This is a genomic window from Peribacillus sp. NPDC097224 (genome assembly GCF_044761985.1).
Classification (GTDB): domain Bacteria; phylum Bacillota; class Bacilli; order Bacillales; family DSM-1321; genus Peribacillus.
In genome coordinates this window covers 103,180-119,085 of record NZ_JBIWDK010000006.1, presented here as the reverse complement: position 1 = coordinate 119,085, position 15,906 = coordinate 103,180, and the positions used below count along the sequence as shown (strand labels likewise).

The 15,906-nt window shown below is 40.3% G+C and carries 14 protein-coding genes and 1 riboswitch; all 14 genes read left to right on the top strand.

Translation table 11 applies throughout. The features are described from left to right. The 14 genes from ACIQXR_RS13150 (at nucleotide 1) to ACIQXR_RS13085 (ending at nucleotide 15,904) form a co-directional block, all read left to right on the top strand. Nucleotides 1–765, top strand: coding sequence for an ABC transporter ATP-binding protein (locus ACIQXR_RS13150; RefSeq protein WP_402872701.1), 765 nt, complete (start codon nucleotides 1–3; stop codon nucleotides 763–765). Further along, nucleotides 758–1,465 (top strand): ABC transporter ATP-binding protein, encoded by a 708-nt coding sequence (locus tag ACIQXR_RS13145; protein WP_403080148.1) that lies wholly within the window; start codon nucleotides 758–760, stop codon nucleotides 1,463–1,465. Before ACIQXR_RS13150 ends, ACIQXR_RS13145 begins: the two co-directional genes overlap by 8 nt. Nucleotides 1,466–1,492: 27 nt before the next feature. Next, the gene (locus tag ACIQXR_RS13140; protein ID WP_402872707.1) at nucleotides 1,493–2,686 is read left to right on the top strand and encodes an ABC transporter substrate-binding protein; all 1,194 of its coding nucleotides are present in this window, start codon (nucleotides 1,493–1,495) and stop codon (nucleotides 2,684–2,686) included. A 149-nt stretch (nucleotides 2,687–2,835) separates the two neighbouring features. Continuing rightward, nucleotides 2,836–2,940, top strand: a riboswitch (SAM riboswitch). Nucleotides 2,941–3,144: 204 nt separating this feature from the next. Continuing rightward, on the top strand, nucleotides 3,145–4,437 hold the full coding sequence (locus ACIQXR_RS13135) for a Na+/H+ antiporter NhaC family protein (RefSeq protein WP_403080147.1): 1,293 nt from the start codon (nucleotides 3,145–3,147) through the stop codon (nucleotides 4,435–4,437). A 308-nt stretch (nucleotides 4,438–4,745) separates the two neighbouring features. Next, nucleotides 4,746–6,182, top strand: coding sequence for an alanine/glycine:cation symporter family protein (locus ACIQXR_RS13130; protein ID WP_403080145.1), 1,437 nt, complete (start codon nucleotides 4,746–4,748; stop codon nucleotides 6,180–6,182). A gap of 342 nt (nucleotides 6,183–6,524) precedes the next feature. Then, nucleotides 6,525–7,178, top strand: coding sequence for an RNA polymerase sporulation sigma factor SigH (gene sigH, locus ACIQXR_RS13125; protein WP_403080143.1), 654 nt, complete (start codon nucleotides 6,525–6,527; stop codon nucleotides 7,176–7,178). Between the two features lie 98 nt (nucleotides 7,179–7,276). Beyond that, complete coding sequence (locus ACIQXR_RS13120; protein WP_403080141.1) at nucleotides 7,277–7,780, top strand: hypothetical protein; 504 nt, start codon at nucleotides 7,277–7,279, stop codon at nucleotides 7,778–7,780. A gap of 617 nt (nucleotides 7,781–8,397) precedes the next feature. Next, on the top strand, nucleotides 8,398–9,759 hold the full coding sequence (locus ACIQXR_RS13115) for a cytochrome ubiquinol oxidase subunit I (protein ID WP_402959106.1): 1,362 nt from the start codon (nucleotides 8,398–8,400) through the stop codon (nucleotides 9,757–9,759). Between the two features lie 16 nt (nucleotides 9,760–9,775). Beyond that, nucleotides 9,776–10,822 carry a cytochrome d ubiquinol oxidase subunit II gene (locus tag ACIQXR_RS13110; RefSeq protein ID WP_402872728.1) on the top strand — a complete coding sequence of 349 codons (1,047 nt, stop codon included), beginning with the start codon at nucleotides 9,776–9,778 and terminating at the stop codon, nucleotides 10,820–10,822. A 28-nt stretch (nucleotides 10,823–10,850) separates the two neighbouring features. Beyond that, nucleotides 10,851–11,603 (top strand): hypothetical protein, encoded by a 753-nt coding sequence (locus tag ACIQXR_RS13105; RefSeq protein ID WP_402872730.1) that lies wholly within the window; start codon nucleotides 10,851–10,853, stop codon nucleotides 11,601–11,603. A gap of 70 nt (nucleotides 11,604–11,673) precedes the next feature. Beyond that, the gene (locus tag ACIQXR_RS13100; RefSeq protein WP_402872733.1) at nucleotides 11,674–12,132 is read left to right on the top strand and encodes a staygreen family protein; all 459 of its coding nucleotides are present in this window, start codon (nucleotides 11,674–11,676) and stop codon (nucleotides 12,130–12,132) included. A 168-nt stretch (nucleotides 12,133–12,300) separates the two neighbouring features. Further along, nucleotides 12,301–12,948: a TetR/AcrR family transcriptional regulator gene (locus ACIQXR_RS13095; RefSeq protein WP_403080185.1), complete on the top strand. Its 648-nt coding sequence runs from the start codon at nucleotides 12,301–12,303 to the stop codon at nucleotides 12,946–12,948. A 65-nt stretch (nucleotides 12,949–13,013) separates the two neighbouring features. Beyond that, nucleotides 13,014–14,156 (top strand): acyl-CoA dehydrogenase, encoded by a 1,143-nt coding sequence (locus tag ACIQXR_RS13090; protein WP_402872737.1) that lies wholly within the window; start codon nucleotides 13,014–13,016, stop codon nucleotides 14,154–14,156. Nucleotides 14,157–14,257: 101 nt separating this feature from the next. Further along, nucleotides 14,258–15,904 (top strand): AMP-binding protein, encoded by a 1,647-nt coding sequence (locus tag ACIQXR_RS13085; RefSeq protein ID WP_403080139.1) that lies wholly within the window; start codon nucleotides 14,258–14,260, stop codon nucleotides 15,902–15,904. Nucleotides 15,905–15,906: the final 2 nt, after the last annotated feature.

Below are 15,906 nucleotides of genomic sequence, written 5' to 3'. Positions count from 1 at the left end.
ATGTTTATCGAAACGAAGAATTTAACAAAGAGTTTCGGGGGATTGGCAGCTGTAAAAAATGTGGATTTCACCATTGAAAAAGGAAAGATCAATGCGATTATCGGGCCTAATGGAGCCGGGAAGTCTACGTTTTTCAACTTGATCAGCGGCTTCCATCGTCCAAGTTCTGGAGCAGTCCTCTTCAAAGGGAAAGACATCACGAAGCTTCCTGCCAATGAAATAGCGGGGCTTGGCATAGCAAGAACGTTCCAGACGACTAGTCTTTTTGAGCAATCCACCATCTTGGATAACGTGATTGTAGGGCATAGGCTTCGAACTAAATCGAATTTGGTAGATGCTATCCTAAGGACGAAGAGGTTAAAACGGGAGGAAAAGGCCTGTCGTGATAAAGCGATGGAAGTATTGAAAATTGTCGGCTTAATGGATTCGGCAAATAAGATGGTCTCGAGTATTTCTCAAGAGGAAAAGAAGCGGACTGCGATTGCCCTTGCCCTTGCGACGGATCCGGAAATCATCTTTCTTGATGAACCGGCCGCCGGCATAAACCCTGATGAAACAGAAGGGCTTACAGAACTGATCAAGGAGTTGAATCAGTCGGGCTTCACGATTTGCTTGATCGAGCACAAGATGCATATGATCATGAACTTAGCTGACCATATCATGGTCCTGAACTACGGGGAAAAGATTGCTGAAGGCACTCCAAAAGAAATCAGGGCGAATGAGGCGGTTATTAAAGCCTATTTAGGAGGTAGTGCTAGTGCTTAAGTTAACTGATGTTACTGTATGTTATGGGAGCTTCTCTGCGATCAAGCATGTGAATATTGAAGTGAAAAAAGGGGAAATTGTCGTTCTACTGGGAGCGAATGGAGCAGGGAAAAGCACGACATTCCGTTCTATCAGCGGCATAAGCAAGCTGGCTCAGGGTGAAATTCATTTTGAGGAACTGGCTATCGGAGGTAGGGATCCGGATAAGAATGTCCAAGCTGGAATCGTGCAATGTGCAGAAGGGCGGAAACTGTTTCCTCAGATGACTGTCCAGGAAAACTTGAAGATGGGAGCTTACGTACATCGAAAAAAAAAGATGGAAATCAAGGCCTCATTGGAAAATGTCTATCATTTATTTCCTATTTTAAAAGAAAAACTCCATGATGAAGCCGGCAGCTTGAGTGGTGGACAGCAACAGATGCTAGCCATTGGCAGGGCCTTGATGTCTAAGCCAAAGCTTTTGATGCTAGATGAACCTTCCGTGGGCCTCGCTCCTTTGATCGTTGAACAGATGTTCCAAGTCATTGAAGAAATAAACCGGGAAGGCATAACCGTTCTACTAGCCGAACAGAATGCGAATGCGGCTCTTAGCATTGCAGATAAGGGATATGTTTTTGAAAATGGGGAAATTGTCGTCGAAGGGACTGCAAAAGAATTATTGGCTAATGATGAAGTACGGAAAGCTTATATCGGAGCATAAGAGTTTAAAAATGAATGGGGGATTTTCATGAAAAAATTGAGTGTATTCTTTGTCATGCTATTACTCGTCCTAACGGCACTAGCCGGCTGTAACAAAGGAGACAGCCCTGCCTCAAGTGGGGGAGGAAAGGCCAGTAAAGGGAAGAATGTCGTCAATATCGGTTTTAGCGGTCCTTTGAGTGGAGCAGCAGCCTTATATGGAAAACGAACGTTAAATGGTGTGGAGATGGCAGTAAATGAAATCAATGATGCTGGTGGGTTTGAAGTGGAAGGGGAAAAATATACGCTCAACCTGGTTTCGTTGGATGATAAGTACTTACCGAATGAAACGGGTTCAAATGCTAAACGTTTAATTCAGGAATACAAAACTCCGATTATTTTCACTCCTCATAGTGGAGGGATACTCGCCCTTCAGGTTTTTAACGAAAAAGAGAAATTCATCATCGGTGGCTATTCGAGTGAACCAGCCATCACGGAAAGCGGTAATTCATTAACGGTGAGGATCCCGCCAAATTATGAAGGGTATATTGAACCGTTTTCTACGTATGCAATGGAAAACTTCGGAAAGAAAATTGCGGCATTGCCACCATCTTCCCAGTACGGGAAGGACTGGGCGGAAAACCTACTTCCTCATTGGGAAAAACAGGGTGGTGAAGTCGTGTATAATGCCTCCATTGATTTTTCTAAAGAAACGGATTTCTTCACGACTGTTACAAATGCCCTAAAAGAAAAGCCTGATGTCCTTTTCATCGGGGGGGCGTCAGAGCCTACGGCCAAGGTTGCAAAACAAGCAAGGGAACTAGGCTTTAAAGGCGGTTTCATTATCATGGACCAGGCGAAACTGGATCAAATGAAACCAATAGCGGGCTCGTACGAAACATTGGAAGGTTCGATCGGTGTTCTTCCGCTAATCGATTCCAAGGAAGAAGCAATACCGGCATTCATTGATAAATATAAAAAAATTTATAAGGAAGATGCTAGTTCTGAAGTGGGGTTGAATTACATTGCTATGTATGCCTTTGTGGAGGCAATGAAAGCGGCGGGAACAGTCGATGATGTGAATGCGATCCGTGACCATATGCAGGATGGGCTGACAAATACGGCACCTGAACAGAAAATTTACAATATACCATCGATTGACGAAAACGGTGGATTCGCAGCAAAAGTCGTTGTAGGAGCGGTCGAAGATGGAAAAGTGGTACCCATCAATGTAGAAGAATAAAGGTGCTTTCACACTAACTACCTTTTCGCCCCGAAAGCTAAAAACTAATGCATTCCATCAGTTTATAAAAATCTTTAATACTTTACCTTGCGAAAACTCTTAAAATGCTGTACTCTTATATTTGCTTTGAAAAAATGAATATTTCTTACTTCTTATCAAGAGAGACTGAGGGACTGGCCCGAAGATGTCTCGGCAGCAGACTTATTTAGAGTGCTGTGCCAAATCCAGCAGGCGATTGACCTGAAAGATAAGAGGAGTGTTTATAGATTAAAAGACCTCTTCTTGTAATAAAACGGAAGAGGTCTTTTTGTACTCATAGGATAGGAATCTGTTCTTGATGGTTTGTTACTATTCTATAATCAAGACCATATTAAAATGAAGGGATGCCGGAAAATTTAGAGAGTCCAAAAAGAGTATCCATTACCATTACCATGCAAAATACTAAAGAGGTGTACATCATGAGTTTAGACAATAAAGGGAATCCATGGGCTTTAACGCCGTTTATCGTTTTTTTGATATTATTTATAGGTTCAGGTGTTATTACAAAAGATTTTTACACATTTCCAGTGATTGTTGCCATAGCCATTGCATCTGCTACGGCACTGGCAATGAATCGAAAGGAATCATTCGATCAGAAAGTAGAAATCTTTTGTAAAGGTGCCGGGGATTCAAACATCATGTTGATGGTTGTCATATTCCTATTGGCTGGGGCTTTTTCGGAAGTGGCAAATGGGATGGGGGCCGTAGCGTCTACGGTGAATCTAGCACTTTCAATTGTTCCGCAAAATCTTTTAATGGTGGGGTTATTTATTATCGCCTGCTTTATCTCATTATCAATGGGGACAAGTATGGGAACGATAGTGGCTTTAGCACCTATTGGAGTAGGAATCAGTGATCAAACGGATATATCTGTTGCCCTTTCCATGGCTGCGGTCATTGGTGGTGCCATGTTCGGTGATAATCTTTCTTTCATTTCGGATACGACTATAGCAGCTGTACGCACACAGGGAACGAAAATGAAAGATAAGTTCAAAGTGAACTTTTTTATTGTGTTACCTGCTGCAATAATCACATGTTTTATCCTTGGTTTTCTGACGATGGGTGAACAAGCTACAATTTCTGGAGAAGCCTACAATTGGGTCAAAATTCTACCTTACCTTTGTGTTCTAGTGGCAGCATTGGCAGGGATCAATGTATTCTTGGTTCTCTCTATCGGCATCGTCTTTGCCGGAATCATCGGTTTAGCGGATGGTAGTTATCATGCAATGGAAGTGATTCAAAAAATGGGGGATGGAATGGCTGGGATGTATGAAATCTCCTTCCTAGCGATTTTGATTGCAGGCATGGTTTCTGTTATCAAACATAACGGCGGAATCGATTACCTACTGAACCTCGTGACGAGAAAGAGCAAATCAAGAAAAAGTGCAGAGTTCAGTATCGCGGGATTGGTGGCTTTAACGAATCTTTCAACGGCAAACAATACCATATCCATCATCATTGCTGGTCCACTCGCAAAAAACATTGCCGAAAAGTATGAAATCGATCCACGGAAATCTGCCAGTTTGCTCGATGTTTTCGCTTGTAGCATTCAGGGCTTATTGCCATACGGAGCACAACTACTTTTAGCTGCAGGTGTCGCACACATCTCTCCTATCAGTATCCTACCCTATTCGTTCTATCCAGTCTTAATCGGGATTTCAGGAATCATAGCCATTTTAATAGGTTTTCCCCGGTTCTCGAAGAAGAAATAAAAATAGTATGGGTGGAAGAGTATCAATAAATCATGAATGTAAAATCATGAATGTAAAATCATGAATGTTGGCCCTGGAGCATTGTCGCCAGGGCTTTTTTAGGGTAAGTGACTTCGAATGGAAAGTGTGGATGAAATCTTTAATTCTTTTATGTTCCAAAAAACTAATATCCTTCTTCAATAATATTAAAATAGTATAATTAAATACAATATACGGAGTCATCTTTATTCTTAAGTGTTTACTATTTTGCAAAAGCGGGAACTCTAAAGGTATTGTATTGAAATAATTAGAGGTGGGTTCGTTTAAAAATGGAGATAGTAGAAAAGTTTATTACTGAAACAAATGATTTATTATGGTCATCTATACTGATTATATTATTAATTGGAATGGGCATTTATTTTTCTTTTCGGACTAAATTCGTACAATTTAGAATGGTGAAAGAAATGATTAGGTTACTAGGGGAAGGTGCTACGGCAGATAAGAAAGGCGTATCATCGTTTCAGGCCTTTTGTATCAGCACGGCTTCCCGGGTAGGAACGGGGAATCTGGCAGGTGTGGCTATAGCCATCACAACTGGTGGTCCGGGAGCAGTTTTCTGGATGTGGTTAATCGCATTGATTGGATCCGCTTCTGCTTTCATTGAAAGCACACTTGCTCAAATTTACAAGGTCAAAGACGGAGAAGCATTCCGTGGTGGTCCAGCTTATTATATGGAAAAAGCATTAAATGCACGCTGGATGGGTATCACGTTTGCAGTTTTGATTTCATTGACGTTCGGACTTGCTTTCAATTCAGTTCAGGCCAATACGATTACAAGTGCGTTCCAAGCATCTTTTGGAGTTGAGAAATGGGTCACTGCACTTATTTTAGCAATCATTACGGCTGTAATCATTTTTGGTGGGATTAAGGTAGTAGCTAAAGTGTCCGAAGTCATTGTGCCTTTCATGGCAGGTGCTTATGTAATAATAGCATTAGTTGTCATCATTATGAATATAACCGAGTTACCTAGTGTTCTGGCTTTAATCTTTGATAGTGCATTTGATGGATTGAGGGAAATTGCTAGTGGTGCACTGGGTGCAGCCATGATGAACGGAATCAAGCGGGGATTGTTCTCTAATGAAGCTGGAATGGGGAGTGCTCCAAATGCTGGCGCTACGGCAGATGTCACCCATCCGGTAAAACAAGGTCTTATCCAGTCACTTGGCGTTTTTGTAGATACGCTTATCATATGTAGTTCTACGGCCTTTATCATCTTGTTTTCCGGCCTGTATTCGTCGAAGGAAACAGATGGAATTGTTCTCACGCAAAATGCCCTTAGTGAGAATTTGGGATCTTGGGCTGGTATATTCTTAGCTATTATTGTGCTTTTATTTGCATTTAGTTCAATTGTTGGAAACTACTATTATGGAGAATCCAATATCAGTTTTATTAATGAAAAAAAAGTTTGGATAAATATTTATCGTGCAGCAGTCGTTGGAATGGTCATATTCGGATCGATGGCCTCGCTCGAGTTTGTATGGAATCTAGCAGATTTGCTGATGGGATCAATGGCCATCATAAACCTGATAGCCATAGCCTTGCTAGGGAAAATAGCTTTCGCTGCCCTTGCTGATTATCAAAAGCAAAAGAAAGATGGTAAGAATCCCGTTTTCCATGTAAGTAACATTAAGGGATTAAAGAATGTTGAATGCTGGGGTGAACCAACCGATCACATGGAAGAATCCAGTAAAAAGGTATTGAAATAGAATCTAGATTGATGAATAAAAAGGCCTCGATATTTTTTCGAGGTCTTTTTTTATACATTTTGATAGCCCAATATAACCCCACATCTTAATCCGGGTTATGTTCTTTCTAAATATTCTATTACACTGTGAATAAATACCTTTATAAAATGAAACAATTTATAAATCAATATTCCTATTTACTAGTTGGTAATATATAATATTGTTGGAAAATGTCGGTATTTAAGGGTATCTTTAATGATGTAGCTGAGATACTATAATATTATAAGGCTCTACCAATATTTTGAAGCTAAAACGCAACCTTGTAGTTATTTGGTGCTCAACTAAGTGAGTGGAGGAATAAAAATGAGTATGATCCTCGATAAGGAAAAAGTAGAAAACCCTACACAAATGGAAGATGCAATATTGATAGGCAAATTTCAAGATGGTGACGATGAGGCACTGAATCAATTAATTACGAAGTATAAAGGTCTTGTCAAAACTAAAGCAATGAAGTATTTTCTAACGGGTGGAGATAAGGAAGATGTTTTTCAAGAAGGCATGATTGGACTGTATAAGGCTATCCGGGATTATCGAGATTGCAAAAATTCGGCTTCCTTTAAGTCATTTGCTGAACTTTGCATTACTAGACAAATTATCACTGCCGTCAAAGCGGCCACTAGACAAAAGCATTCCCCTTTGAATACCTATGTTTCACTGTTTAGACCTATTTACCAAGGGGAATCGGAGCAAGCTCTTATTGATGTCGTTCCTGAGCAAAAGCAGATGGATCCGGTTGCCATTTTAATAGGATTAGAAGAATTCAGTGAAATTGAACTGAAATTAACGGAACTCCTTAGTGACCTGGAAAGTACAGTCGTGGACTTGTATATGGGCGGGCAGACCTACTTGGAAATTTCACAAGAATTGAATGTTCAAGTAAAGACAATAGATAATGCACTCCAACGTGTAAAAAAGAAGTTGGATAAGTATCTAGAATCACGGTTGATGGTTGAATAGTCAATACAGTGAGCATCACTTTAAATTATAGATTTTCTTTATCATCATGATAGCCGTCATTTAATTCATGGAGAATAATACTTGAAAGTGGAGTGTGTATGCGCAAGGTTAAGTCAGTAAAAATAGATGGCGAAAGTGTTTTTATGTTTAATAGTGCTATATATATATTTGAGACAGATTCAAGGTATACATTGGAATTGGATATAATAGTGAGTGAAATAGTATTAAAAAAATTCGGCAATAATGAAAATTTAATTATTGAAATAGAATTGGAAGATGGTAAAGAAATCAGTGCGATTATGCATCTGCGCGGTTTAGTGGGGGAAGGATTGCCCCAGCTTAACCTATATTGTGAGATATATGATCTAGAAGGCTATGAAGATTTTCAGATAGTACATGAGAATGAAGCATCCTTCCCGAATGTTGAAGAGGGCATTACTCTGAAAGAAATAAGAAAAGTGGAAATGCCAAATGAAAGAATAAACCTTAAACTACTATTACCGATAGATCAGACGGAATGGTTAGCGAAGCAAGGAAAAAATCTAAATGGGGTATTGAAAGAAGCTATATATGACTACTGGAATAAAGAAAAGAAACGATAAGAACGAAAACTGGTTAAATGACCATTGAGATAATTGAAAATTAGGATAATATAAAATCCTATCGTTAAATATTTTTTTGTTGTCTTTTTTTATGAGTAAAAATCAGGATCATAAAAAAATATTGAGGGAAATGCATACGCTTTTAAGCCGAAAACTCACCTTGTATGGTATCTCCTTGTAACGCCATATCATTTTTATTAACTACTTATCTACTTTAAATGATAAAATTCGACAAAGTGGGGTACATGAATGATCGATATCTTCCATACTTCCTTAATGATAGTGAGGAAAGAGGAAGACTATTTTGTTCTATTTATACAATGAAATTTTCAATATTGTTCAAATGCTTACACCGTTCACTTTGAACGGTGTTTTTTTGTTTTTTTAATGGGGAACAGCGTAAACCTATGGTATACCATCCAGCAACAAACCTGCTATTTTTCGAAGTCGTTCATCTATTTTATATCTTACAATTGACCTCGATAGAATAAATGATATTTAACTAAGGAAAAACTGTTAGTAACAAAAGATAAAGAGGATTCATGGAACTTTTTTAAATATTTTCCTTTTGTGTGGAGAAGCTAACAAGAATAAATTAGGTTAGAAAGGAAATAAGTATGGATCACTTACAAATGGCAAGGGCGATGTTCGGGACTAATATGGGCGTACATATTATATTTGCCACTCTAGGTGTGGGATTACCTATGATGATGCTGGCAGCGGAATTGATGTATCAAAAGACGAAAGATCTACAATATGTGGTCATGGCTAAACGCTGGACCAAAACACTAGGGATTCTGTTGGGAGTGGGAATCCCGACAGGTACAATTGCCGGTGTGCAGCTTTCTCTTTTATGGCCTGGATTTATGGAGGTCATAGGTAGAGTTATGGCCCTTCCGTTCCAAATTGAGATTTATGCTTTTATGGTTGAGGCACTATTCATGTCCATCTATGTATATGCAGCTGAAAAAATCAGGCCATGGGCAAGAATCTTGAGTTTATCCTTTGTCGCATTTGGTGCTTTGGCTTCAGCTGTTCTTATTGCAAATGTCCATGCTTTCGAGGGGACACCTGCTGGTTTCCGGTTCGAAAATGGTGAAATCGTCGATGTGGATCCGTGGGCAGCTTTTTTCAATCCGAGTTTCTTCGTAACAGCAGGACATACGGCGCTCACTGCTTATATGACAGGAGCGTTTGCAATTGCGGCTGTTGCTGGTTATAAAATGCTTAAAAATAAGTATGGATCCACCGAATATAATTTTCACCAAAAGGCATTAAGGTTAAGCATTGTATTGGGGTTGGTCTTTTCTTTCTTGACCGCACTTAATGGTCACTCGACGACCCAGCATTTATATCGGGAACAACCAGAAAAATTAGCAGCTGCGGAGGGCCTGTTCGAAACGAAGGATCATGCAGGTCTAACATTATTCGGTTGGACAGACCGAGAAGCGCGGGAAGTGAAATATGGCATAGAATTTCCTTGGGTACTGAGTATTTTGTCAGGAAATAGTTTTGATACGGTAGTTACCGGTCTGAATGATTTTCCAGAGGAATACTGGCCGCCGCTATATGTTCACACATTATTCAATGCAATGGTGATCATTGGGGGGGGATTAATAGTACTGTCCTTGTTCGCATTAGTGTGGAATAAGGTCTTGAAGAAAGCGCGATATCCAAGGTGGCTTTTATGGTTGTTTGTGGCTTCGGGACCATTGGCCGTACTATCCATCGAATGTGGTTGGATATTCGCATGTACGGGAAGGCAACCATGGACAATTTATCGAATGCTTACCACGGCAGATTCGGTAACCACTTATGAAAATCTGGGGTACCTATTCACATTATTCATTATCGTTTACATCATATTATGTGTGTCTGTTGTATTTACACTTACCTATTATTTCAAGCGTCATTCCATAACGGATGATCTTTATAAAGCTGAACAGAAGGATGTCCAGTTATTCGATTCCAATTCATGAAAAGGAGGAATAGTGAATGAATGAAGCACTTCTAGCGATAACGCTTGTGTGGGGCTTTATTTTCTTGTATGCCATCATGGCGTCCATGGATTTTGGTGCAGGATTCTGGGCAATGATCTATATCAAGAAAGAGCATACGAATGCCACAAAGATAGCAAATAGTTATTTATCTCCGACTTGGGAAGTGACGAATACATTTGTTGTAGGTCTTGTCATTGCCATTTACAGCCTATTTCCGGGTGCTGTATTTTCTATTGGAGTTGCTTTAATTGTCCCCGCCAGTTTAATTTTACTTCTTCTTTGCATTAGAAGTGCTTTTCTCGTCTTCTCTCACAGCTTGGATAAGTATGCAAAGATGTTGACTTATATATCTGGAATAACGGGTCTCATTATACCTGGCCTATTAATCAGTGTTTTACCAATCACCCATCTTGGATTTCTCGAGAATGTAGGGGGGAACGAGGAATTAAATTTAGTTAAACTTTTCACTAGCGCAAATGAATATGCCTTTTTAGGCTTTGGTATTTTAAGTACATTGTTTCTCTCATCTTTGCTTCTGTCTGATTATTCGAAACAGGCTGATGAGCTAAAGTCGTATAAGATCTACCGCCGTGACGCAATGATTACAGGTCCATTGGTGTTAATCATGGCATTTCTCGTAATGTTCACACTGAAAAAAGAAGCATCGTGGATTTACGAAGGAATGATGGAGAACTCCACACTGCTATTGGTCTCCCTTATCTTTTTTATCATTAGCGGTGTAGCTCTTTACCTGCCCTATTTTTCCAAACAAGAGGTAAAGGGGATGCCAAGGCTCGCCGTAATATCGATTATCATCCAATATATGATAGGAAGCTATGTCTATGGGGTCGCCCATTTACCATATATCATCTATCCGAATGTCAGGATAATGGAAGCATTTACAGACCCCACTTCATTCAGGGCCGTGTTCGCTACCTATATTGTGGGATTTGCGATATTAGTTCCTGGTTTTTATTACTTCTGGTCCATTTTCATGAAAGATCAACGAAAAAAGTTCAAAAAGCGGAATATTTCGAATTAGTCAATTTGATATAAGAAAGGGAATTGCCATGAAAAAGTTAAAATTACTAAAATATTCGGTTTTAGTACTTTCAATCTTTTTAAGCTATCAAGCGGTCGAAGCACATGATAAAAATTTCCCAGAGAATGGGACCTATATCTCTTCGAAAAGGGATGTTACGGGGGATAAAAAAATTGACATAATCCAGGTCCAAGGCACACCTTTCGACAAAGGTAGCAAGTTCCTTAAAGAAATCGAGTTGCGAGTAGAAAGTAATCGCAACTCAATCAGTGTACCACTCGAAGCCGGGTATAAGCCGGAACTTTCACTGGTCGATTTGAATAAAGATGGGACACAAGATGTGCTTGTTACTGTCTTGACGGAAGGGATAGAGCGTACACTAAAGTGTTATGCTTATACATTCAAAGATGGAAAGGCCAAGGATTTGGATGTTCCGCCGTCCGTTCCAATCACCGCCCAATTTCTCGATGGGTACAAAGCGGAATTCAAAATTGAAGGGAAAAAGCCTGTGATTGTAGATGTCAGTTCAAGGAAGAGAGAGTATGAAGAGGCGGGGATTTATCAGGATGGCATGTTAAATGAGTCGACGGAGTTATTGGTTCATTCATACACTTCTTTGAAACCAAAGACTATCTTTGGAAAAGGGAAGGGATTATCGGGTGTCCAATATATAATGGGAATGGATGGGAGAGATCCATTGTTAGAAATCAAATCGGTTTGGTCATATAATAATGGGTGGAAATTGATGAAAACAGTGGTGAAACCCGTCAAGAAAAAGTAGATATTCACCAGGGATGGGCGACTGTCATAGTATAAGGTAAACCTGTATTTTTCAAAAGGAGTATGAAGGGATGCCAGAATTTCATCCGGAAAAATTAACGGTTAAGTTTATGCCACCCACGACCCCATGTCTCCCTGTAGACGGAAGGAAATATACACTGACTCATTCTGATGAAACAGGTGATCTATACCTTACCATCGGTACGCAATATGAGTGTTCTGCCTTGGATGCAAAAAAAAGAGATGAAGTGTTGGCTAATTGGGATGCATCTCTTGGTCAATATCTCTTAACGGTCAATGTGTTTGTAGATGGTTTGGAAAATGAGTATGATCAGGCAAAAGCCCGATATACAATTTTTCAGCAAAACCTGGATTTAGCTATTACGGCGATAATTAATGGAGATAAAGAATTTTATTGCTTTTTCCCATGGTTGATTGATTGCCCGATTCATGTTCAATTTCAATCCGGTTTCCCCGAATTCAATCAGCGTATCTTTTACGACACACCTCGATGCTATTGGATCAATTGAATTGTTCCCCACTTATCACTTTTCATGAGTTAAGTGGGGAATTCAATGTATAGATTCGAATCATCCACGATTATATATTAAAAAATTGACAAACTGATAATATTTGGTAAAATCTAATTAAATCCATTAAACAAGTTTTTGTTTAATGGATTTTATGTAAGCGGATACATAAGGAGTGATGGCCTTACGGAGTTAAAAGATAAAATCATTGAAACATCACTGAACCTTTTTGAACAAAATGGATACCACGGAGTTTCTGTGAACGAAATCGTGAAAGAATGCGGAACGAGCAAGGGGGGGTTTTATCATCATTTTTCCTCTAAAGATGAGCTCTTATTTGTCATTCATGATTGCTTTATATCCTATGTTTTAACGAAAGCACAGGAAGCCACCTCAGATAACATACACCCTTCGGCAAAAATGCAAAAGATCATCCTATCGTTTGTTAAAGTGTTTGACCTCTATAAACCACATATTTCGGTTTTCTATCAAGAAAGCATATATCTTAAACCACCTTATGTAGAAGCAATCAAAAAAAAACGTCACCAGTATAAAGAAATTGTATTCTCCGTTATTCAAGAAGGAATTGAAAAGGGAGAATTCCGTAGCGAGTTACCGGTGGAAATTACCGGGATGTCCATACTAGGCATGGTGAACTGGACCTACAAATGGTATAAACGGGACGGCGGAAAGACAATCGAAGAAATCGGACGAATCTATGTCGATTTAATTTTAAAGAGCCTATTAACGGAAGAATTCAAAAATGATGCAAGCATCCAACCTTATTTACTAAAGAATCAAATGGATATCGATTAAAGTTAAAGCGTTTACATTCGATACAGACCGACTAGTTGGTCTCACTATGAAAGGGGAATGAATAAATGGATTTCTCACTTACGAAAGAGCAGCAAATGATCAAGGAAATGGTAAGGGAATTCGCAGAAAAAGAGATTAAACCAATTGCTATAGAACTGGATGCGAAGTCCATGTTTGCAGAAGACGTTTTCAAAAAGATGGGAAAACTCGGGTTACTTGGTATTCCATTCCCGGAGGAATACGGGGGTTCAGGCGGTGACACGATTTCCTATGCGATTGCTGTTGAAGAAATTGGTAAAGCTTGTGGAGGGACAGGATTAAGCTATGCTGCGGCCGTTTCGCTAGGGGCGAGCCCAATTTATTACTTTGGTACCGAGGAGCAAAAGCAAAAATACCTAATCCCGATCACCACTGGTGAGACACTTGCAGCATTTGGTTTGACTGAACCGAATGCAGGTTCCGATGCGGGTGGTACGAGAACGACGGCTGTAGTGGAAGGTGATGAATATGTAATCAATGGCGAGAAGACCTGGATAACGAACGCAAGCTATTCAAGGACCATCACAGTTACAGCCGTTTCAGGGAAAGATAGCAGGGGGAAAAATATCATCTCGGCTTTCATCGTCCCAACAGATACACCGGGATTAACGATAAATAGTAATTACGAAAAAATGGGAGTGCGAGCTTCTAATACATGTGAAATCATTCTTGATAATGTACGGGTGCCAAAAAAGAATCTGTTGGGTGATCCGGAAAAGGGATTCAAACAATTCTTATTTACCTTGGATGGAGGAAGGATTTCCATCGCTGCATTAGCAGTCGGAATAGCACAGGCGGCGTTCGACAGGGCTTTGGCGTTTTCAAAAGAACGTGTTCAGTTCGGTAAAACGATTTCCAACTTCCAAGCGATTCAGTTCAAACTGGCTGATATGGCAATGGAAATAGAATTGGCGAGAAATATGGTCTATAAAGCTGCGTGGCTAAAGGATAATAAAAAGCCATTTGCGAAAGAAGCGGCATTTGCCAAGCTTTTTGCTAGTGAAACCTCATTCCGTACGAGCAACCAAGCGATTCAAATCCACGGAGGATCAGGGTACATGCGTGAATATGAAGTGGAGCGTTACTTAAGAGATGCGAAGCTGCTAGAGATTGGGGAAGGTACTTCCGAGATTCAAAGAATGGTAATAGCTAGACAATTGGGTTGCTGATCTTTGGGGAACCTGAAACTAGGTTCTTAGAGGAGTCCTGCAGATTTTATCACTTTTAATAAAAAGCGTTCATCTTACCTTTATTTGATAGGAGGAGTTTGATGTCAGATCTGCAAGATATTACGATTGGCAAACTGCTTGAAAAGACCGCTACTGAATACGGGAGTAATGAAGCGGTGGTATATCATGAACTAGGTTTACGATATACCTATAGTGAATTCGAAAAGGTTTGTCGTCAGGCAGCGCGCGGTTTTATGTCACTTGGTATTGAGAAAGGTGAACATATTGCCATTTGGGCTACCAATAAGCCTGAATGGGTCGTTTCCCAATTTTCAACCGCCAAGATGGGTGGGGTGCTCGTCACGGTCAATACGAATTATCGGACGAGTGAACTGGAGTACCTCCTCCGACAATCGGATGCGACAACAATCATTTTGATGGATAAATATAGGGATCACTCCTATATCGAGACACTTTATGAGATTCTTCCCGAACTAAAGACTGCGGAGCCAGGTAAATTAAAATCTGAGAAACTACCAAAGTTAAAAAATATCATCATGCTGAGTGACATTCGTTATCCCGGTACTTTTTCATGGGAGGATGTCCTAAGGGGAAGTAATCGGATTTCAGAGGAAATGCTCGATAATCGGATGAAGGACCTGAAGCCGGAAGATGTAATCAACATGCAATATACATCGGGTACGACGGGCTTCCCTAAAGGGGTCATGTTGACCCATTCGAATCTGGTCAATAATGGATTGAATACTGCGTCTTGCATGAAACTCACAAACGAAGATCGGCTCTGTATCCCGGTCCCGATGTTCCACTGTTTTGGATGTTCCCTTGGGACGATGGCTTCCGTTACTGTTGGGGCTACGATGGTGCCTGTTATTGAATTCAATCCACGTACCGTACTTCAAACCGTGGAGGCAGAAAAATGTACTGCACTTCACGGGGTACCGACGATGTTCATCGCCGAGTTGAACCTTGAAGACTTCGATCAGTATGATTTGCGGTCATTGCGGACAGGAATCATGGCCGGTTCCACTTGTCCGATTGAAATCATGAAACTAGTAGTGAATAAGATGGGGATTTCAGAAATCACGATTACGTATGGTCAAACGGAATCGTCACCAGGAATTACGATGACCCGTACAGATGATCCCATTGAACTTCGAGTTTCTTCCGTCGGTCGGGCGTTGCCAAATGTGGAAGTGAAAATCATAAATCCCGCTACCGGAGAGGAACTAGAGCGGGGCCAGCAGGGAGAACTTTGTTCAAGAGGTTATCATGTCATGAAGGGGTATTATAAAAACCCAGAGGCAACGAAGGAGGCCATTGATCCTGAAGGGTGGCTCCATACAGGGGATTTAGCGGTAATGGATGAAAACGGGTACTGCAAGATAACCGGTCGCCTGAAAGATATGATAATTCGCGGTGGAGAAAATATTTATCCTAGGGAAATTGAAGAGTTTCTTTACCAGCACCCCTTAATACTCGATGTTCAGATCTTGGGCATTCCCGATAAGAAATATGGCGAAGAGGTAACGGCATGGATCATCTTGAAAGAAGGAGAAAGCCTGACAGCAGAGGAGCTGAGGACATTCTGCAAAGGGAAAATATCTCATCATAAGATACCACGTTACATTCATTTTACGGATGTGTATCCAATGACTGCATCCGGAAAAATCCAAAAGTATAAGTTACGGGAGCAGACTCTTGATTTATTAGCGGAACGGACTAAATAAGG